This is a genomic window from Sphingomonas endophytica (assembly GCF_001476895.1).
Classification (GTDB): Bacteria; Pseudomonadota; Alphaproteobacteria; order Sphingomonadales; family Sphingomonadaceae; genus Sphingomonas; species Sphingomonas endophytica_A.
The window spans coordinates 161,910-177,432 of sequence record NZ_LDTB01000010.1; the positions used below are offsets into that span (position 1 = coordinate 161,910).

Annotated in this window: 27 protein-coding genes; all 27 read right to left on the reverse strand. The window is 65.9% G+C overall.

Annotated features, from left to right (window positions below):
- Positions 1-119: 119 nt before the first annotated feature.
- The 27 genes from rplQ to rplC all read right to left on the reverse strand — a co-directional run bounded on the left by rplQ (position 120) and on the right by rplC (position 15,378).
- Positions 120-545: a 50S ribosomal protein L17 gene (gene rplQ / locus NS334_RS04905; protein WP_058754853.1), complete on the reverse strand. Its 426-nt coding sequence runs from the start codon at positions 543-545 to the stop codon at positions 120-122.
- 258 nt (positions 546-803) lie between these two features.
- Positions 804-1,868, reverse strand: a complete 1,065-nt coding sequence (locus tag NS334_RS04910) for a DNA-directed RNA polymerase subunit alpha (RefSeq protein WP_058754854.1) — start codon at positions 1,866-1,868, stop codon at positions 804-806.
- A gap of 94 nt (positions 1,869-1,962) precedes the next feature.
- Positions 1,963-2,352 carry a 30S ribosomal protein S11 gene (gene rpsK, locus NS334_RS04915; RefSeq protein WP_019516037.1) on the reverse strand — a complete coding sequence of 130 codons (390 nt, stop codon included), beginning with the start codon at positions 2,350-2,352 and terminating at the stop codon, positions 1,963-1,965.
- 106 nt (positions 2,353-2,458) lie between these two features.
- Complete coding sequence (rpsM, locus tag NS334_RS04920; RefSeq protein WP_056637528.1) at positions 2,459-2,827, reverse strand: 30S ribosomal protein S13; 369 nt, start codon at positions 2,825-2,827, stop codon at positions 2,459-2,461.
- A 182-nt stretch (positions 2,828-3,009) separates the two neighbouring features.
- On the reverse strand, positions 3,010-3,246 hold the full coding sequence (locus NS334_RS04925) for a hypothetical protein (protein WP_058754855.1): 237 nt from the start codon (positions 3,244-3,246) through the stop codon (positions 3,010-3,012).
- A 380-nt stretch (positions 3,247-3,626) separates the two neighbouring features.
- Positions 3,627-4,283, reverse strand: a complete 657-nt coding sequence (locus tag NS334_RS04930) for an adenylate kinase (protein WP_058754856.1) — start codon at positions 4,281-4,283, stop codon at positions 3,627-3,629.
- 43 nt (positions 4,284-4,326) lie between these two features.
- Positions 4,327-5,673 carry a preprotein translocase subunit SecY gene (gene secY / locus NS334_RS04935; protein ID WP_058754857.1) on the reverse strand — a complete coding sequence of 449 codons (1,347 nt, stop codon included), beginning with the start codon at positions 5,671-5,673 and terminating at the stop codon, positions 4,327-4,329.
- Between the two features lie 221 nt (positions 5,674-5,894).
- Positions 5,895-6,416, reverse strand: coding sequence for a 50S ribosomal protein L15 (gene rplO / locus NS334_RS04940; RefSeq protein WP_058754858.1), 522 nt, complete (start codon positions 6,414-6,416; stop codon positions 5,895-5,897).
- A gap of 110 nt (positions 6,417-6,526) precedes the next feature.
- Positions 6,527-6,706, reverse strand: a complete 180-nt coding sequence (gene rpmD, locus NS334_RS04945; RefSeq protein WP_022687048.1) for a 50S ribosomal protein L30 — start codon at positions 6,704-6,706, stop codon at positions 6,527-6,529.
- A 6-nt stretch (positions 6,707-6,712) separates the two neighbouring features.
- A complete protein-coding gene (gene rpsE, locus NS334_RS04950) occupies positions 6,713-7,480 on the reverse strand; it encodes a 30S ribosomal protein S5 (protein WP_083500256.1) in 768 nt (255 codons plus the stop codon).
- Positions 7,481-7,483: 3 nt separating this feature from the next.
- A complete protein-coding gene (gene rplR, locus NS334_RS04955; protein ID WP_058754859.1) occupies positions 7,484-7,834 on the reverse strand; it encodes a 50S ribosomal protein L18 in 351 nt (116 codons plus the stop codon).
- Positions 7,831-8,364: a 50S ribosomal protein L6 gene (gene rplF, locus NS334_RS04960; protein ID WP_058754860.1), complete on the reverse strand. Its 534-nt coding sequence runs from the start codon at positions 8,362-8,364 to the stop codon at positions 7,831-7,833. The genes rplR and rplF overlap by 4 nt, the downstream gene beginning before the upstream one ends.
- Entirely contained in the window at positions 8,364-8,759 is a 396-nt protein-coding gene (gene rpsH / locus NS334_RS04965; protein ID WP_028966610.1) for a 30S ribosomal protein S8, read from the reverse strand. The genes rplF and rpsH overlap by 1 nt, the downstream gene beginning before the upstream one ends.
- 9 nt (positions 8,760-8,768) lie before the next feature.
- Positions 8,769-9,074: a 30S ribosomal protein S14 gene (gene rpsN / locus NS334_RS04970; RefSeq protein ID WP_028966611.1), complete on the reverse strand. Its 306-nt coding sequence runs from the start codon at positions 9,072-9,074 to the stop codon at positions 8,769-8,771.
- Between the two features lie 18 nt (positions 9,075-9,092).
- Complete coding sequence (gene rplE, locus NS334_RS04975; protein ID WP_058754861.1) at positions 9,093-9,683, reverse strand: 50S ribosomal protein L5; 591 nt, start codon at positions 9,681-9,683, stop codon at positions 9,093-9,095.
- Positions 9,676-9,993, reverse strand: coding sequence for a 50S ribosomal protein L24 (gene rplX / locus NS334_RS04980; RefSeq protein ID WP_058754862.1), 318 nt, complete (start codon positions 9,991-9,993; stop codon positions 9,676-9,678). The genes rplE and rplX overlap by 8 nt, the downstream gene beginning before the upstream one ends.
- On the reverse strand, positions 9,993-10,361 hold the full coding sequence (gene rplN / locus NS334_RS04985) for a 50S ribosomal protein L14 (protein ID WP_007406105.1): 369 nt from the start codon (positions 10,359-10,361) through the stop codon (positions 9,993-9,995). The genes rplX and rplN overlap by 1 nt, the downstream gene beginning before the upstream one ends.
- A gap of 225 nt (positions 10,362-10,586) precedes the next feature.
- Positions 10,587-10,859 (reverse strand): 30S ribosomal protein S17, encoded by a 273-nt coding sequence (gene rpsQ, locus NS334_RS04990; protein ID WP_028966614.1) that lies wholly within the window; start codon positions 10,857-10,859, stop codon positions 10,587-10,589.
- Between the two features lie 13 nt (positions 10,860-10,872).
- Positions 10,873-11,079 (reverse strand): 50S ribosomal protein L29, encoded by a 207-nt coding sequence (gene rpmC, locus NS334_RS04995; protein ID WP_058754863.1) that lies wholly within the window; start codon positions 11,077-11,079, stop codon positions 10,873-10,875.
- A 1-nt stretch (position 11,080) separates the two neighbouring features.
- A complete protein-coding gene (gene rplP, locus NS334_RS05000; protein WP_022687059.1) occupies positions 11,081-11,515 on the reverse strand; it encodes a 50S ribosomal protein L16 in 435 nt (144 codons plus the stop codon).
- Between the two features lie 12 nt (positions 11,516-11,527).
- On the reverse strand, positions 11,528-12,235 hold the full coding sequence (gene rpsC, locus NS334_RS05005; RefSeq protein WP_058754864.1) for a 30S ribosomal protein S3: 708 nt from the start codon (positions 12,233-12,235) through the stop codon (positions 11,528-11,530).
- Complete coding sequence (gene rplV / locus NS334_RS05010; RefSeq protein WP_058754865.1) at positions 12,235-12,612, reverse strand: 50S ribosomal protein L22; 378 nt, start codon at positions 12,610-12,612, stop codon at positions 12,235-12,237. Before rplV ends, rpsC begins: the two co-directional genes overlap by 1 nt.
- On the reverse strand, positions 12,612-12,887 hold the full coding sequence (gene rpsS / locus NS334_RS05015; protein ID WP_028966618.1) for a 30S ribosomal protein S19: 276 nt from the start codon (positions 12,885-12,887) through the stop codon (positions 12,612-12,614). The genes rplV and rpsS overlap by 1 nt, the downstream gene beginning before the upstream one ends.
- Positions 12,887-13,720, reverse strand: coding sequence for a 50S ribosomal protein L2 (gene rplB / locus NS334_RS05020; protein ID WP_058754866.1), 834 nt, complete (start codon positions 13,718-13,720; stop codon positions 12,887-12,889). Before rplB ends, rpsS begins: the two co-directional genes overlap by 1 nt.
- Position 13,721: 1 nt before the next feature.
- Positions 13,722-14,036, reverse strand: a complete 315-nt coding sequence (locus NS334_RS05025) for a 50S ribosomal protein L23 (RefSeq protein WP_022687064.1) — start codon at positions 14,034-14,036, stop codon at positions 13,722-13,724.
- Positions 14,029-14,643, reverse strand: coding sequence for a 50S ribosomal protein L4 (rplD, locus tag NS334_RS05030; RefSeq protein WP_058754867.1), 615 nt, complete (start codon positions 14,641-14,643; stop codon positions 14,029-14,031). Before rplD ends, NS334_RS05025 begins: the two co-directional genes overlap by 8 nt.
- 3 nt (positions 14,644-14,646) lie before the next feature.
- Complete coding sequence (gene rplC / locus NS334_RS05035) at positions 14,647-15,378, reverse strand: 50S ribosomal protein L3 (RefSeq protein ID WP_058754868.1); 732 nt, start codon at positions 15,376-15,378, stop codon at positions 14,647-14,649.
- Between the last annotated feature and the right edge of the window lie 145 nt (positions 15,379-15,523).

Sequence of the window (15,523 nt, forward strand, 5' to 3'; positions counted from 1 at the left end):
TTGTCACGCCGCCGTCCTTGGCCTTCTATCCCGCCATCGAAGGAATGACCGGTCGCGAAGGGCACGAAAAAGGCCGCCCCGTTTCCGGAGCGGCCTCTTCACTCGGCGCTGGCGCCCGATCAGGCGGCGGCGTCGAAATCCTCGTCGTCGTTCACGACCGGGCCCGAATCCTGGCCCTTGGCCGAGACGTCACGATCGACGAACTCGATGATCGCCATCGGCGAGGCGTCCGACGCGCGGATGCCGGCCTTGATGATGCGGGTGTAGCCGCCGTTGCGGTCGGCATAGCGCTTGGCCAGCACGTCGAACAGCTTCACGAGCTGCGCGTCGTCCAGCAGCCGCGCGTGCGCCAGACGGCGGTTCGACAGGCCGCCCTTCTTGCCCAGCGTCACCAGCTTCTCGATGTACGGGCGCAGTTCCTTCGCCTTGGCGACGGTCGTGGTGATCTGCTCATGCTTGATGAGCGCGGCCGACATGTTGCGGAACAGCGCGATGCGATGTGCCGAGGTACGCTGCAGCTTACGACCGCCTACACGATGGCGCATGATAGTCTTCCTTCTCGTTCGTCAGGGGGCCGTTTGACGGAAACCCCGGGACAGGTGGGGACGGCAGGCCCACCCGGATAACCGTCGCCCCTGCGAAGGCAGGGGCCCTTGTCTTGGTCGGCGTGCGGGACGCCGGTTGGTAGCAGAAGGTGACCGGGTGGCGACGCGGCGGAGCCGCGTCGTCGGTCGGGGCGGCTTGCCGTCCCGCCGGCCGGGCTTACGCCGTCTCGCGGATAGCTCGCGCCATCCGCGTGCGGCTTAGCCCATAATCTCCTGCTCGAGCTTCTTGGCGACTTCCTCGATGTTCTCGGGCGGCCAGCCGGGGATTTCCATGCCCAGCCGCAGCCCCATCGAGGACAGCACTTCCTTGATCTCGTTGAGCGACTTGCGGCCGAAATTCGGCGTGCGCAGCATCTCGGCCTCGGTCTTGCCGACCAGATCGCCGATGTAGATGATGTTGTCGTTCTTGAGACAGTTGGCCGAACGGACCGACAGTTCCAGCTCGTCGACCTTCTTGAGCAGGTAACGGTTGATCTGCGCGGTGTCGCTGGGCGCTTCGCCACCCGTCGCCGCCGGGGCCGCGACGCCGATCGGTGCCGAGCGCGTGACCGACGAGTCGTCGAAGTGGACGAACAGCGCCAGCTGGTCCTGAAGGATGCGTCCGGCATAGCCGACCGCGTCTTCCGGGGTCACGGTGCCGTCGGTCTCGATCGTCAGCGTCAGCTTGTCATAGTCCAGATCCTGCCCGACGCGGGTCGGATCGACCTTGTACGACACCTGGCGTACCGGCGAGTAGAGCGCGTCAACCGGGATCAGGCCGATCGGCGCATCCGCCGGACGGTTGTTCACCGCCGCGACATAGCCCTTGCCGACGTCGGCGGTCAGTTCCATGTTGAACGTCGCGCCGTCGTCGAGGTGGCAGATGACCAGATCGGGGTTCATCACCTCGATATCGCCCGACACCGCGATGTCGCCCGCCTTCACCTCGGCCGGACCGGTGGCGGACAGCTGGAGGCGCTTCGGGCCCTCGCCCTGCATCTTGAGCGCGATCTGCTTCACGTTCAGGACGATGTCGGTCACGTCCTCGCGAACGCCCGCCAGCGAGCTGAATTCGTGCAGCACGTTCTCGATCTTGATCGACGTCACCGCCGCGCCTTGCAGCGACGACAGCAGCACGCGACGCAGCGCGTTGCCCAGCGTCAGGCCGAAGCCCCGCTCCAGCGGCTCGGCGATGAAGGTCGCCTTGCGCTTGCCGTCACCGCTCTTCTTCTCGAGCTGGTTGGGCTTCTTCAGTTCTTGCCAGTTCTTTGCGTTGACAGACAAGCTCTCGTCCCCTGGGGTTGGGCTCCCCCGCACGAGCGGGAGCGCCGGAGTATAAGACGCGACCGCTCGTCAGCGGTCGCGCGAAGAAGAACGATCAGACGCGACGACGCTTGGACGGACGCACGCCGTTGTGCGGGATCGAGGTCACGTCGCGGATCGACGTGATCTGGAAACCGACCGCCTGCAGCGCGCGCAGCGCCGACTCGCGGCCCGATCCCGGACCCTTCACCTCGACCTCCAGCGTGCGGACGCCGTGCTCGGCGGCCTTCTTGCCCGCGTCCTCGGCCGCGACCTGCGCCGCGTACGGCGTCGACTTGCGGCTGCCCTTGAAGCCCATCATGCCGGCCGACGACCAGCTGATCGCATTGCCCTGCGCATCGGTGATGGTGATCATGGTGTTGTTGAAGCTGGCGTTCACGTGCGCGACGCCCGCGGTGATGTTCTTGCGCTCGCGCCGACGAATGCGCTGCGGTGCCTGTGCCATATGGTATTCCTGACCCTAGATTCCAGTACGGAGGGCGGCGGGCTGTCAGCCCCAAGCCTGCCTTCCGGCGGAGAAGATGACGAAAACAATCCCCCGGATTGTTTTCTTACTTCTTCTTGCCCGCGATCGGCTTCGCCTTGCCCTTGCGGGTGCGCGCGTTGGTGTGCGTGCGCTGACCGCGGACCGGCAGGCCCTTGCGGTGACGCAGGCCGCGATAGCAGGCCAGGTCCATCAGGCGCTTGATGTTCATCGCGGTCTCGCGGCGCAGATCGCCCTCGACCGTGTGATCGGCGTCGATCGTCTCGCGGATCTGCAGCACTTCCTGATCGCTCAGGTCCTGTACGCGGCGATCGGCGGCGATGTTCAGCTTCGTGGTGATCTCCAGCGCCTTGGCCGGACCGATGCCGTGGATATAGGTCAGCGCGATCAGAACGCGCTTGTTGGTCGGGATATTGACACCCGCGATACGTGCCATGAACTTGTTCTCCTGTGCTCCACGGGATGCGGCATGGCTGCCACGCACCCCATCTCGTCGCATTGACCTCCCGCCTCGCCTTCTCCCCCTTGCCGGACGCAAGGAAACGGCGAGCACGAAGACATGCCGCCGGGAATCGGTGATATGGGAACGGAAGCCGTTAAGCGCGCCGCAACGCACTGTCAAGCGAGCGGTTCCTGCACCGCACGCCGAAGGATCGCCCAGCGCCGCAGCGCGACCACGAACCACGCCAGTTCGACCAATCCGAACGGCCACGCCCCCTGAAGGAAACCATAGGCCGAGCCGAGCAGGCAACCGAGCGCGAACAGGAACGTCCACACCGGCGCGCGCTCCTCCAGCGCATAGCAGACAAGCGTAAACGAAACCGCGAACAGGCCGAAGGCGTCGAGAGCGTTCATCCATGGGCTTGTGGCGGATGCGGCGGCCGTGGCCAAGACACGAAAGGGCCGGCGGAGGACAGGGAACCTCCGCCGGCCATCGACGCCCTTCGGGAGTTCAGGCGGCGATCTCGATGATCGTGTCACCGCTCGTGGGGCGTGAGCGGCGGTGGCGGCGACGGTTCGTCGCTGCCGACCGGATCGTCTCTACACCCGCGATCCCGACGATCGCGTGACGCCGTCATGAACTTTCGGTCATGTGGGAAAAGGCTAGGTACGAGCCTACCGTCCCCCCGCCGCAAGCCGGGGTCCAGTCCGACGATGATGAAAGAGCGCAACCGTAGTCTTATGCGGACGGCGCGGAACTGGACCCCGGCCTTCACCGGGGTGACGCCAAGAGCTTACTTCGACGCCCGTGCGTCGAGGATCGCGGCGATCTGCGCCGTCACCGCGTCCATATCGGCCATGCCATCGACCCGCGCGACCAGGCCACGCGCTTCGTAGATCGGGATGATCGGTGCCGTCTTGGCACGATATTCCGCCATCCGGGTCCGAACCGTCGCCTCGTTATCATCCGGGCGACGCTTGAACTCGTGCGCGCCGCAGACGTCGCAGGTGTCGGCGACCTTCGGCCGCTTGAACGTGTCGTGATAGCCCGCGCCGCAATTGCCGCAGGTGAAGCGCCCGACGATTCGCTCGACCAGCGCATCCTCGTTCACGTCGAGCTCGATCACCGCATCGAGCCGCTGCCCGCGCTCGGCAAGCAAGCCATCGAGCGACTCGGCCTGCGCAGCCGTGCGCGGATAGCCGTCGAAGATCGCACCGTTGCCAGTACCCGCATCAAGCCGCTCGCCGATCAGGGCCGAGACGATCGCGTCCGACACCAGCTCGCCGGCTTCCATCACCGCCTTGGCCTGAAGCCCGACCGGAGTGCCGGCCTTGACCGCCGCGCGCAGCATGTCGCCGGTGGAAAGCTGCGCCATGCCGCGCTGCTCGACCAGACGCTGCGCCTGGGTGCCCTTGCCCGCCCCCGGCGGCCCCAGCAGAATGATGTTCACTGAACGCCTCCCTTGTCGCCCGTCCCTGTGCGGGCGTTCCTGCTTAGCGACGCCGCGCGCCCTTCAGCTTCGACTTCTTGATGAGATCGCCATACTGGTGCGCCAGCAGGTGCGACTGGATCTGCGTCACCGTGTCCATCGTCACGTTGACGACGATCAACAGGCTGGTCCCGCCCAGGTAGAAAGGTATCGACAGCGCCGACACCAGATATTCCGGCACCACGCAGATGAAGGTCAGATACGCCGCCCCGATCACGGTGATGCGCGTCAACACGTAATCGAAGTAGTTCTCGGTGTTCTTGCCCGGGCGGATGCCGGGGATGAACCCGCCATAACGCTTCAGATTCTCCGCCGTCTCTTCCGGGTTGAACACCACCGCGGTGTAGAAGAACGAGAAGAAGATGATGCCCGCGGCATAGAGCGCCATATAGATCGGCGAGCCGTGCTGCAGATACTGGTTCAGCCCGATCAGGATGTCGCCGAAGCGGCTCTCCCCCGCGACGCGGTTGCCCGCGAACTGCGTGATCGTCAGCGGCAGCAACAGCAGCGACGAAGCGAAGATCGGAGGGATCACGCCGGCGGTGTTGATCTTCAGCGGCAAATGGCTGCGATCGGCCTGCATCCCGCGCTGCGTCTGGCGCTTGGGATACTGGATCAGGATCCGCCGCTGTGCACGCTCCATGAAGCAGATCAGCAGGATCAGCCCGACGACGACGAGCACGATCGCGACGATCGACACCGCGCTGGTCGTGCCCGAACGGCCGCCCTCGAGCAGGTTGAGCAACGTCGTCGGCAGATGCGCGACGATGCCCGCCATGATGATGAGGCTGACACCGTTGCCGATACCGCGGCTGGTGATCTGCTCGCCCAGCCACATCAGGAACATCGTGCCGCCGATCAGCGAGATGACCGCGCCGACGCGGAACAGCATCCCCGGCTCGATCACCGCACCGCCGGCCTCCAGGCCGCGCGCGATGAAATAGCCCTGCACGGCGGTCAGCGCGACCGTGCCGTAGCGGGTATACTGGTTCAGGCGCTTGCGCCCCGATTCGCCGTCCTTCTTGATCGCGGCGAGCTGCGGGCTGAGCGAGGTCGCGAGCTGCACGACGATCGACGCCGTGATGTACGGCATCACGCCCAATGCGATCAGCGACGCGCGCGACAGCGAGCCGCCCGAGAAGGTGTTGAAGAAGTCGAGAACGCCGCCCTTCATCCGCTCGGCCAGCACGCCGAGCTGCGTCGGGTCAATTCCCGGCAGCGGCACGTAGCTGAGCAGCCGGAAGACGATCAGCGCGCCGATCGTGAACCACAACCGCTTCTTGAGGTCGGTAGCCTGCGAAAACTTCGCGAGGCTGATGCTCTGCGCCATCTGGTCGGCTGCGGATGCCATCGTATCGGTGTATCCTGGAAACGAAAAACGGCGGGATGCGTTTGCCCCGCCCCGCCGCTCATATAGGCGCTTGGTGCGCCTTGTCTAACCCGGTCGGGGGCGAACGGTCGGAAAGCCGGGTCGCGAACCGTCGGGGCGAGCGCCAAACGCCCGGGCACCCGCACACGGCCCGAAAACGAGAAAGGGGCGCGGACCTTGCCCGCACCCCCTTCGAATCGGCGTTACGCCTGCTTGCGCGCGGCCTGCGCGGTGCGGTGCTTGGCCTTCGCCTTCTCCGCCGCCGGCACGATCTCCGGCACGGTGACCGAGCCCCCCGCCTTCTCGACCGCCTCGCGCGCCGAGGCCGAGACGCCCGCGACCGTGAAGTTCAGCTTGGCCGAATACTCGCCCTTGGCGAGCAGACGGACGCCGTCCTTGCCGCCACGGGCCAGGCCGGCGGCCTTCAGCGCCGCATGATCGATGTCGGTGCCGGTCAGCTTGCCCGAATCGATCGCCTTCTGGATCGCGCCCAGGTTCACCTCGGCATAATCCTTGGCGAAGATGTTGTTGAAGCCGCGCTTCGGCAGACGCATGTGGAGCGGCATCTGGCCGCCCTCGAAGCCGGCGATCGACACGCCTTCGCGGCTCTTCTGACCCTTGACGCCGCGACCACCGGTCTTGCCCTTGCCCGAGCCGATGCCGCGACCGACGCGGATCTTGCGGTGGCGGGCGCCCTGGTTGTCGCTGAGTTCGTTGAGCTTCATGATATGCACTCGCTTTCGCTTTTTTCGCGCTGAGAAAAGATCGGGGAAATAAGGAAGGGGGCCGATTAGCCCCCTTGCCTCATTTTGTCACCAGTGAAGTGATGAAGGGCTCAGCCCTCCAGCACCTCGACCATGTGCTGCACCTTGCGGATCATGCCGCGGACCGACTCAGTATCCTCGAGTTCGGACACCTTGTGCATCTTGTTCAGGCCCAGCCCGACGAGGGTCGCGCGCTGGTCCTTGGTGCGCCGGATCGGCGATCCGGTCTGCTTCACCTTGATGGTCGCCATGTCGCCTTACTCCACCACGGCCGCGGCTTCCGCCTCGGCAGTCTGCGCATCGGCACCGTGGGCGCGGCCCAGCAGGTCGGCGATCTTCTTGCCGCGACGCTGTGCCACCGCCTTCGGCGAGGTCTGGTTGCCCAGCGCCTCGAACGTCGCGCGGATCATGTTGTAGGGGTTCGACGTACCGACCGACTTGGTCACCACGTCGTGAACGCCCAGGCTCTCGAAGACGGCCCGCATCGGGCCACCCGCGATGATCCCGGTGCCCTGCGGCGCCGACCGGACGGTGACGCGGCCGGCGCCGAAGTGACCGTTGCCGTCATGGTGCAGCGTGCGGCCTTCCTTGAGCGGCACGCGCATCATCTTCTTCTTGGCGGCGGCGGTCGCCTTGGAGATCGCCTCCGGCACTTCGCGCGCCTTGCCATGACCGAAACCGACGCGGCCCTTGCCGTCGCCCACCACGACCAGCGCCGCGAAGCCGAAGCGCTTGCCGCCCTTCACCGTCTTCGAGACGCGGTTGATGTGGACCAGCTTCTCGATCAGCTCTTCGCCGCCGTCGTCCTGGCCACCGCGACGGTCGTCACGACGACCGCCACGGCCGTCACGACCGCCGCCACGATTGCCACCGGGGCCGCCGCGACCGCCACCCGGACCGCCGCGACCACGGCCGCCGCGCGCACCGCGCTCACCGCCCTGATGACCGCCGGCGTTGCCGTCCTGCGGCGCCGCTGCGGCCTCGTTCTCCACAGCCTGCGGCTGCTGGTTGTTCTCGTCAGCCATCTCTTAGAACTCCAGTCCGGCTTCGCGCGCCGCCTCGGCCAGCGCCTTCACGCGGCCGTGGAAAAGGAAGCCGCCACGATCGAAGACGACCTGCGTGACACCGGCGGCCTTGGCGGCCTCCGCCACGCGCTTGCCGACGGCGGCAGCCGCCTCGGCATTGGCGGTCTTGCCCTCGTGCCCGGCCAGCGTCGACGCCGAGGCCACGGTGCGGCCCTGCGCGTCGTCGATGACCTGCGCATAGATGTGCTTGCCCGAGCGATGCACGGACAGGCGCGGACGGGTGCCGGCACGCGCACGCAGCGCGGTGCGGTTGCGGCGACGCCGCTTCTCGAAAAGCGAAAGACCCTTGGTCACTTCTTCTTCCCTTCCTTGCGGAAGATGAACTCGCCCGCGTACTTGATACCCTTGCCCTTGTACGGCTCGGGCTTGCGCCAGCGGCGGATCTCGGCGGCCAGCTGGCCAACGCGCTGCTTGTCCGCACCGCTGATCTCGACGGTGGTGGCGTCCGGGGTCTTCACCTCGATGCCTTCCGGCACGTCGATGTTGACATCGTGGCTGTAGCCGAGCTGCAGCTTCAGGGTCTTGCCCTGGGCCGCCGCACGATAGCCGACGCCGGTGATGAGCAGCTTCTTGCTGAAGCCTTCGGTCACGCCGGTCACCAGGTTCTGCACCAGCGTACGCTGCATGCCCCAGAAGGCACGGGCGCGCTTGGTGTCGTTCGCCGGCTGCACGCCGATCGAATCCGACTGGACGTCATAGGTGATGAGGTCCGACAGCGGCATCGACAGGGTGCCCTTGGGGCCCTTGACCGACAGCTCGTTGCCGTTGCGGGTCGCGGTCACGCCCGACGGAATGGCGACCGCCTTCTTGCCGATACGGCTCATCAGAACACCTCCGCCAGCACTTCGCCACCGACGTTCTGCTCGCGCGCTTCCGCGTCGGACAGCACGCCGCGCGGCGTCGAGACGATGGTGATGCCCAGGCCGTTCATCACGCGCGGCAGGTCCTGCGACCCGCTGTAGATGCGGCGGCCGGGCTTGGAGACGCGCGCGACATGCTTGATCGCGGGCTGGCCCTCGAAATACTTCAGCTCGATGCGCACGCCGGCGGCGGGGCCCATCTGCTCCTCGGAATAGCCACGGATGTAGCCTTCGCGCTGGAGCACGTCGAGCACACGAACGCGCAGCTTCGACGACGGCGAAAGGACGCTGTCCTTGCGCGCGCGCTGGCCGTTGCGGATACGGGTGAGCAGGTCACCCAGGGGATCGGTCACTGCCATCTTACGTCCTTACCAGCTCGACTTGGTGAGACCCGGGATCAGGCCCTTGTTGGCCAGATCGCGCAGCATCACACGGGCAAGCCCGAACTTGCGGTAATACGCACGCGGACGACCGGTCAGCGCGCAGCGGTTGCGGATACGCGTGGGGTTCGCGTTGCGCGGCAGCTCGGCCATCTTCAGGCGCGCGATGAGACGCTCGGTCTCGTCGAGCGACTGGTCGTTGGCCTGCGCCTTCAGCTTCGCCAGCTTGGGCGCATATTGCGCCACCAGCTTCTTGCGACGCTCGTTCTTGTTCACGGAACTCAGTTTCGCCATGGACTTAAGCTCTCTTTGTTACGCAGCCTGACGCGGCGCGTCGGCCGTCGCCTCTTCCTGCGGGAACGGGAAGCCGAACAGACGGAGCAGCTCGCGCGCCTCGTCATCGGTCTTCGCGGTCGTGGTCACGATCACGTCCATGCCGCGCACCTTGTCGATGCGGTCATAGTTGATCTCCGGAAACACGATCTGCTCCTTGATGCCGCAGGCATAATTGCCGCGGCCGTCGAAGCTCTTCGGGTTCAGCCCGCGGAAGTCGCGGACGCGCGGGAGCGCGATGGTGATGAAGCGGTCGAGGAACTCGTACATGCGCTCGCGACGCAGCGTCACCTTGACGCCGATCGGCATGCCCTCACGCAGCTTGAACTGCGCGATCGACTTCTTCGCCTTGGTGATCACCGGCTTCTGGCCCGCGATCAGCTCCATTTCCGACGCGGCCTGGTCGACGCGCTTCTTGTCCTGCGTCGCTTCGCCCACGCCCATGTTGAGCACGATCTTCTCGATGCGCGGGATCTCCAGCGCATTCTTGTAACCGAACTTCTCGGTCATCGCCGCGACGATGCGATCGTCATAGATCGCCTTCATGCGGGGCTTGTAGGCGTCAGCCATCGATCTTCTCCCCGGTCTTGACGGCCACGCGGACCTTCTTGCCATCCTGCGTCTCGAAACGGACGCGGGTCGGCTTGCCGTCGGCGGTGACATGCGCCACCTTCGAGATGTGCAGCGGCGCCTCGATGCGCTCGAGACCGCCCTGCGGGTTCGCCTGGCTGGGCTTGCGGTGACGGGTCGCGACGTTCACGCCGCCCACGATCACCTTGCCGTCGCGCGGCATCGACTGCGTGACGGTGCCGGTCTTGCCCTTGTCCTTGCCGGACAGGACGATGACCTGATCGCCCTTCTTGATCTTCGCAGCGGCCATTACAGCACCTCCGGAGCCAGCGAGATGATCTTCATGTGCTTCTTGCCACGAAGTTCGCGCACCACCGGCCCGAAGATACGGGTGCCGATCGGCTCCTCGTTCTTGTTGACCAGCACCGCGGCGTTGCCGTCGAAACGGATCACCGAACCGTCGGCGCGACGGATGTCCTTGGCGGTCCGCACGATCACCGCGCGGTGGACGTCGCCCTTCTTCACGCGGCCACGCGGCTGCGCTTCCTTGACGCTGACGACGATGATGTCGCCGACGCTGGCCGTGCGGCGCTTGGACCCGCCAAGCACCTTGATGCACTGCACCCGCTTCGCGCCGCTGTTGTCAGCGACGTCGAGATTGGATTGCATCTGGATCATCGATCCGCTTCCTTCTCGCTCATGGGGTGGATACCGACCCAACCCCGCCTATAAAAAACGACCCCCGGCGGCGGGCATGACCCGCGCCAGGGGGAGCGGTCCGGTAACCGCTCCTCGGATGGAACGCAAGCCCCATCCCACGTCGCCCCTCGCACGCTCATGTGGTCTCCGGCGTCAGCCGCCGGACCCTGCACGAAACGGAGCGAGGCACTCGGTCACCGACGCTTACGCGTCGACGTCGACCCGTTCCGGTGCCACGTGCGTGTTCACACGATCCAGCACCTTCCAGTTCTTCAGCTTCGACATCGGCGCGATCTCTTCGATACGCACCGTTTCGCCAGCCTTGTACTCGTTCGCCTCGTCATGGGCGTGGTACTTCTTCGAACGGCGGATGATCTTGCCGTAGAGCGGGTGCTTGACCTTGCGCTCCACGTTCACGACCACCGTCTTCTCGCCCTTGTCGGAGACGATCACTCCGGTCAGCACGCGCTTCGGCATGTGCGTCGTCCTCTTACTTGGCCGCGGCGGCAGCGTTGCGCTGCGCCTGCAGGGTCTTGATGCGGGCGATGTCCTTGCGGACCTCGCGCACGCGGCTCGGCTTCTCGAGCTGGCTGGTCGCCGCCTGGAAGCGCAGGTTGAACTGCTCGCGCTTCAGGTTGCCCAGGCTCTCGACGAGCTGGTCGTCGCTCTGGCCGTTATAGTCGATCTTGTTCGCCATCTTACTCGCCTCCCAGGTGCGAGGTGTCGCCGAGGCGCGCCACGACCTTGGTCTTGATCGGCAGCTTCATCGCGGCGCGCTCGAACGCCTCCGCGGCCAGCGGCCCTTCGACGCCGTCGAGCTCGAACAGGATCCGGCCCGGCTTGACGCGCGCGGCCCAGAATTCCGGCGAACCCTTGCCCGAGCCCATGCGGACTTCGGCGGGCTTGCTCGACACCGGCACGTCCGGGAACACGCGGATCCACAGACGCCCCTGGCGCTTGATGTGACGCGTGATCGCGCGGCGGGCCGCCTCGATCTGACGCGCGGTGATACGATCCGGCTCCATCGCCTTGAGGCCGTAGGAGCCGAAGTTCAGCGACGTGCCGCCCTTGGCGTCGCCGTGGATACGGCCCTTGAACGCCTTGCGGAACTTGGTGCGCTTCGGTTGCAACATGTCCGTTATTCCTTAGCGACGGTCGTCGCGCGCGGGGCGCACGCCGGAGGTCTGGGCCTCCATCATGAGACGATCGGTGGCGAACGGGTCGTGGCCGAGGATCTCGCCCTTGAACACCCACACCTTCACGCCGCAGACGCCATAAGCGGTGTGCGCTTCGGCCTCGGCATAGTCGATGTTCGCGCGCAGCGTATGGAGCGGCACGCGGCCCTCACGGTAGCTCTCCGAGCGCGCGATTTCCGCACCGCCCAGACGACCACCGCAATACACCTTGATGCCATCGGCGCCGAGGCGCATCGCGGACTGCACCGCGCGCTTCATGGCGCGGCGGAACGCGATACGACGCTCCAGCTGGTCGGCGATACCCTGCGCGACGAGCTTGGCATCGACTTCCGGCTTGCGGATCTCGACGATGTTCAGCGACACGTCCGAGCTGGTCATCGCGCCGAGCGTCTTGCGCAGCTTCTCGATGTCCGAGCCCTTCTTGCCGATGATGACACCGGGGCGCGCCGCAAAGATCGAGATGCGGCACAGTTTGGCCGGACGCTCGATCACCACCTTGGAGATCGCCGCCTGCGGCAGCGTCTTCAGGATGTACTGGCGGATCTTCAGATCCTCCAGCAGCAGCTTCTTGTAATCCGCGCCTTCGGCGAACCAGCGGCTGTCCCAGGTGCGGTTGATCTGCAGACGCAGACCGATCGGGTTGCTCTTGTGACCCATTACGCTTCTTCCTGCTCGCGCACGACGATCCGCAGCCGCGAGAACGGCTTCAGGATGCGCGTGGACTTGCCGCGGCCGCGCGTGGCGAACCGCTTCATGGTGATCGACTTGCCGACCGACGCCTCGGCGACGACCAAAGCGTCGACGTCGAGGTTGTGGTTGTTCTCGGCATTGGCGATGGCCGAGGCCAGCACCTTGCGCGCGTCGACCGCCATCGACTTCTTGGAGAAGGCGAGGATGTTCATCGCGTCGGCCGCCGAACGGCCACGGATCAGCGCCGCGACCAGACCCAGCTTCTGGGCCGAACCGCGAATCTGCGTGCCGACCGACAAGGCTTCCTTGTCGCCGACCTTGCGGGGGGATGCAGGCTTGCTCATCAGCGCTTGCCCTTCTTGTCAGCCGCGTGACCCGGGAAATAGCGGGTCGGCGCGAATTCGCCGAGCTTCATGCCGACCATGTCCTCGTTCACCGTCACCGGCACGAACTTGCGGCCGTTATAGACGGTGAAGGTCAGGCCGATGAACTGCGGCAGGATGGTGGAGCGACGCGACCAGGTCTTGATCGGCGCGCGGCCGCCCGAATCCTGTGCGACTTCGGCCTTCTTGAGCAGGCTCAGTTCAACGAACGGGCCCTTCCAGACGGAGCGCGCCATTACTTCTTCCTCGCGTGACGGCTACGGATGATCATCTTGTCCGTCGCCTTGTTGTGGCGCGTGCGCGCACCCTTGGTCGGCTTGCCCCACGGCGTCACCGGATGGCGACCGCCCGAGGTCCGGCCTTCACCACCGCCGTGCGGGTGGTCGACCGGGTTCTTCGCCACGCCACGCGTCAGCGGGCGCGAGCCCAGCCAGCGCGAACGACCGGCCTTGCCGAGGTTCTGGTTCTGGTTGTCCGGGTTGGACACCGCACCGACCGTCGCCATGCAGTCGCCATGGATGTAGCGCTGCTCGCCCGAGTTCAGGCGGACGATGACCATGCCGCGGTCACGACCGACGACCTGGACATAGGTGCCCGCCGAACGCGCGATCTGACCACCCTTGCCGGGCTTCATCTCGACGTTGTGGACGATGGTGCCGACCGGCATCTGCGCCAGTTCCATCGCGTTGCCCGGCTTCACGTCGGTCTTCTTGCCCGCGACGACCTTGTCGCCGACGGCCAGACGCTGCGGCGCGATGATATACGCCTGCTCGCCGTCCGGATAAGAGATCAGCGCGATGAACGCCGTGCGGTTGGGATCATATTCCAGCCGCTCGACGGTGCCGTCGACGTCCCACTTCCGACGCTTGAAGTCGATGAAGCGGTACCGCTGCTTGTGGCCGCCCGCGATGCCGCGCGAGGTCACATGGCCCTTGTTGTTGCGGCCGCCGGTCTTGCGCTTGCCTTCGGTCAGCGCCTTGACGGGCTTGCCCTTCCACAGCGACGACTTGTCGACGAGGATCAGGCCGCGCTGCGCCGGCGAGGTCGGGTTATAATGCTTGAGTGCCATCTTACTTGGCCCCCTCGGTGACGTCGATCGATTGCCCCTCGCGGAGCGTGACGATCGCCTTCTTCATGTCGGACCGCTGGTAGGGCGCACCCTTCCAACGCTTGGTCTTGCCCTTCTGGACGATCGTGTTGACGCTGACGACGCTGACGTCGAACAGCGCTTCCACGGCCGCCTTGATCTCGGGCTTGGTCGCCTTGTTGGCGACCTTGAAGACCACCGCGTTCTGCTCGGAGAGCAGGGTCGCCTTCTCGGTGATGTGCGGCGCGACAATCACGTCGTAATGACGGTTGTCGATCGCCTTTGCCGGCTTAGCCATTGAAGCGCGCCTCCAGCTTCTCGACCGCCGCGCGCGTCAGCACCAGCGTGTCAGCCTTGATGATATCGTAGACGTTCGCGCCCACGGCCGGGAGCAGGTTCACGCCCGGCAGGTTGCGACCGGCACGGAAGCCTTCGCCCGCCTCGCCGTCGATCACCAGCGTCCGCTTGCCCGTGTTCAGGCCCGCGAAATGGCCCTTCAGTTCCTTGGTCTTGGCGACCTCGAAACCTTCCAGGACGATCAGCGACCCCGCCTTGGCGTGGCTGCTGAGCGCCATCTTCAGGCCCAGCGCGCGGATCTTCTTGTTCAGGCCCGGATTGAAATCGCGGACGCGGGCGCCGTGCGCCTTGCCACCGCCGATGAACACCGGAGCGCGACGATCGCCGTGACGGGCGACGCCGCCGCCCTTCTGACGACCGAGCTTCTTGCCCGACCGCGCCACATCCGAACGCTCACGAGTGCCGCGCGCGGTCGCGCGACGCTTCTCGAGCTGCCAGGTCACGACGCGGTGCAGGATGTCGGCGCGCGGATCGAGGCCGAAGACCTCGTCGTTGAGCTCGACTTCGCCCGTGTCGGTGCCGGCGAAGGAAGAAACCTTGACCTTCACTTCTTAGCCCTCCTGGCTCTCGGCAGCTGCCGGAGCAGGCTCTGCGGAAACATTGTTGTTGGCCGCCTTGATCGACGCCGGGAACGGCGCGCTCTCGTGACGGGCCTGCTTGACGGCGTCCTTGACGAACAGCCAGCCACCCTTGGAGCCGGGGACCGAACCCTTCACGAAGATCAGGCCACGCTCGACGTCGGTGCCGACGATCTCGAGGTTCTGCTGCGTGCGGTTCTTGTCGCCCATGTGGCCGGCCATCTTCTTGTTCTTGAAGACGCGACCCGGATCCTGACGGTTACCCGTCGAACCATGCGAACGGTGACTGACCGACACGCCGTGCGTGGCGCGCAGACCGCCGAAGTTCCAGCGCTTCATCGCGCCGGCGAAACCCTTACCCTGGGTACGGCCCTGAATGTCGACCAGCTGGCCGGCGACATAATGGTCCGCCGAGAGCTCGGCACCGACGTCGAGGAGGTTCTCTTCGCTCACGCGGAATTCGTGAACGATCGCCTTCGGCTCGACCTCGGCCTTGCCGAAGTGGCCGCGCTGCGGCTTGGCAACGTTCTTGGCCTTGGCGACACCTGCGCCAAGCTGGACGGCCGTATAGCCATCCCGGTCATTCTCGCGACGGGCGACGACCTGTAGCGCCTCGATCTGCAGGACGGTGACCGGCACGTGGCGGCCGTCGTCCTGGAACAGGCGGGTCATCCCCATTTTCTTCGCGATCACGCCAGTACGCATGATCCCTTGCTCCTTGACAGAGGCACCCTGAAGCCCATCCCCAGGGTGCGTGCGACCGGCGACTTCCATCGCCGATCAGTCCAGCCCGGAATAGCGAAGCGTGCCCCCGTCCCGGGCTAGGCGCCCCCATGAACGGGGGCAGACG

Excerpts from the sequence above, each read along its gene's own strand:
- rpmD (WP_022687048.1), bottom strand. The coding sequence starts at position 6,706 with ATGGCGACCATCAAGGTGAAGCAGACCGGATCGCCGATCCGGCGCACC.
- rpsM (WP_056637528.1), bottom strand. The coding sequence starts at position 2,827 with ATGGCACGTATCGCGGGTGTCAATATCCCGACCAACAAGCGCGTTCTG.
- secY (WP_058754857.1), bottom strand. The coding sequence starts at position 5,673 with ATGGCATCCGCAGCCGACCAGATGGCGCAGAGCATCAGCCTCGCGAAG.
- rpsH (WP_028966610.1), bottom strand. The coding sequence starts at position 8,759 with ATGGCAGTGACCGATCCCCTGGGTGACCTGCTCACCCGTATCCGCAAC.
- rpsE (WP_083500256.1), bottom strand. The coding sequence starts at position 7,480 with ATGGCTGACGAGAACAACCAGCAGCCGCAGGCTGTGGAGAACGAGGCC.
- NS334_RS04925 (WP_058754855.1), bottom strand. The coding sequence starts at position 3,246 with ATGAACGCTCTCGACGCCTTCGGCCTGTTCGCGGTTTCGTTTACGCTT.
- rpsK (WP_019516037.1), bottom strand. The coding sequence starts at position 2,352 with ATGGCACAGGCACCGCAGCGCATTCGTCGGCGCGAGCGCAAGAACATC.
- rplN (WP_007406105.1), bottom strand. The coding sequence starts at position 10,361 with ATGATCCAGATGCAATCCAATCTCGACGTCGCTGACAACAGCGGCGCG.
- rpsS (WP_028966618.1), bottom strand. The coding sequence starts at position 12,887 with ATGGCGCGCTCCGTCTGGAAGGGCCCGTTCGTTGAACTGAGCCTGCTC.
- rplV (WP_058754865.1), bottom strand. The coding sequence starts at position 12,612 with ATGAGCAAGCCTGCATCCCCCCGCAAGGTCGGCGACAAGGAAGCCTTG.
- rpsC (WP_058754864.1), bottom strand. The coding sequence starts at position 12,235 with ATGGGTCACAAGAGCAACCCGATCGGTCTGCGTCTGCAGATCAACCGC.
- rpsN (WP_028966611.1), bottom strand. The coding sequence starts at position 9,074 with ATGGCGAAACTGAGTTCCGTGAACAAGAACGAGCGTCGCAAGAAGCTG.
- rplP (WP_022687059.1), bottom strand. The coding sequence starts at position 11,515 with ATGTTGCAACCGAAGCGCACCAAGTTCCGCAAGGCGTTCAAGGGCCGT.
- rplE (WP_058754861.1), bottom strand. The coding sequence starts at position 9,683 with ATGGCTGACGCCTACAAGCCCCGCATGAAGGCGATCTATGACGATCGC.
- rplQ (WP_058754853.1), bottom strand. The coding sequence starts at position 545 with ATGCGCCATCGTGTAGGCGGTCGTAAGCTGCAGCGTACCTCGGCACAT.
- rplO (WP_058754858.1), bottom strand. The coding sequence starts at position 6,416 with ATGAAGCTCAACGAACTCAGCGACAACCAGGGCGCCCGCCACCGCAAG.
- rplX (WP_058754862.1), bottom strand. The coding sequence starts at position 9,993 with ATGGCCGCTGCGAAGATCAAGAAGGGCGATCAGGTCATCGTCCTGTCC.
- rplF (WP_058754860.1), bottom strand. The coding sequence starts at position 8,364 with ATGAGCCGTATCGGCAAGAAGGCGGTCGCCATTCCGTCGGGCGTGACC.
- rplC (WP_058754868.1), bottom strand. The coding sequence starts at position 15,378 with ATGCGTACTGGCGTGATCGCGAAGAAAATGGGGATGACCCGCCTGTTC.
- rplB (WP_058754866.1), bottom strand. The coding sequence starts at position 13,720 with ATGGCACTCAAGCATTATAACCCGACCTCGCCGGCGCAGCGCGGCCTG.
- rpmC (WP_058754863.1), bottom strand. The coding sequence starts at position 11,079 with ATGGCGAACAAGATCGACTATAACGGCCAGAGCGACGACCAGCTCGTC.
- NS334_RS05025 (WP_022687064.1), bottom strand. The coding sequence starts at position 14,036 with ATGGCTAAGCCGGCAAAGGCGATCGACAACCGTCATTACGACGTGATT.
- rpsQ (WP_028966614.1), bottom strand. The coding sequence starts at position 10,859 with ATGCCGAAGCGCGTGCTGACCGGAGTGATCGTCTCCGACAAGGGCGAG.